The sequence below is a fragment of the uncultured Planktosalinus sp. genome (assembly GCF_963973675.1).
In the GTDB taxonomy this organism is placed as follows: domain Bacteria; phylum Bacteroidota; class Bacteroidia; order Flavobacteriales; family Flavobacteriaceae; genus Planktosalinus.
Map to the genome: position 1 here is coordinate 1 of NZ_CAXBAN010000485.1, position 1,533 is coordinate 1,533.

The window sequence follows — 1,533 nt, forward strand, 5'->3', positions numbered from 1 at the left end:
TACTATTTCATCCCGATGAAATAGTACCCGGACTTGCAAAATCAAAACCATCTGCAATTGTTGTTGCATAAAAATTTGCAAGTCCGGGTACTATTTCATCGGGATGAACTACGTAAGGAATAGACTTGATAACGGGCCCTTCACAGGCAGCCAGTGATGCTGCGGCAGTAGTAAACCCGACATACTTTAAAAAGTCACGACGAGTGGTTGTTGAAGTTTCGAGAGCTTCCTTATTGCCAAGGAATTCGTCAGTTGGAATTTCTTCAACAAACTCATTTTGCTTTAGCGTCTCAACAATTGAGCTATTCTCGTTCAGCTCTTCAACACTTTTCCAGTATTTCTTGCTTGATGCCATATTTTGGATTGAAATTTATCTTTAAATTAAATTTTAATAGTGGCATTTACCACATTCCAGACCACCCATTTGAGCGGCTGTTAATTTCTCTACGCCATACTTTTTTGAAAGTTCAGCGTGAATCTTTTCATAGTATTCATTTCCTTGCAAGTCCACATTTGTGGTACGGTGACAATCGATACACCAACCCATTGTCAAGGGAGAGTACTGATACAGAATTTCCATTTCTTCTACAGGACCATGACATGTTTGACAATCAACTCCGGCAACATTTACGTGTTGTGAGTGATTAAAGTATGCCAGGTCAGGAAGGTTGTGAATACGCACCCATTTAACGGGTTGTTCTTCACCGGAATAGGTTCTTTCTTCAGCATCCCAACCCACTGCATCATATAATTTTGCTATTTCAGCATCATAAAATTCTTTGGTATATCCATTTTCCAAATCGACTTCTCCGTTGTATTCATAGATGTTTTCATGACAACTCATACAGACATTTAGTGAGGGAATTCCTGAATGTTTACTTTTACGGGCAGACGAGTGGCAGAAATTACAATCTATCTGATTATCGCCGGCGTGTATTTTATGTGAAAAGTGGATGGGTTGTACCGGAGCATACCCTTGATCAATGCCCACTTGCATAAAGAAGCCATAGGCATAATAAGCTCCAGCCAACATAAGGAAAACAACTGTTACTAAAACCAAAAACTGGTTTTGAACGAAGGCTTTCCAAATCGGGGTTGATTTTTCTGCCTTTTCATACTCAACTTTATTTGCTACTGCAATCTTTTTAAGGACATTGTTGACTAAAACAAGCATAATAACCAGCATCAACATTACGATGGCAAGCACACCGAGAATCAAGCTGTTGGATATTCCAGAATCTGTTGTTGTTGAATCCCCGGAAGCAGCATCAGCAGTAGCAGCTGGTGGCTCGGGTTTAGGAGCACTTGTATATGCTACAATTGAGGAAATGCCTGCATTACAGATTGGTTCCATTCTTCAAAAAGAGCAACTGCAGTTGGATCTCCTGCTTGTACCATAGCCTGGCTATTTCTAATCCAGCTGTACAACCATTCTTTTTCATACTTTTCTGCCACACCTCTAAGGGCAGGACCCACTCCCTTGCGGTCTAACTGGTGACACGCGGCACAATTACTATTAAACAATTGTCTTCC

General features: G+C 40.6%; 2 pseudogenes. Both read right to left on the reverse strand.

The features are described 5' to 3' along the window. Nucleotides 1-31: 31 nt before the first annotated feature. Nucleotides 32-355: pseudogene (locus AACY61_RS13575) on the reverse strand (TAT-variant-translocated molybdopterin oxidoreductase); the annotation flags it as partial. 33 nt (nt 356-388) lie between these two features. Continuing rightward, a pseudogene (locus AACY61_RS13580) lies at nt 389-1,533 on the reverse strand (cytochrome c3 family protein); the annotation flags it as partial.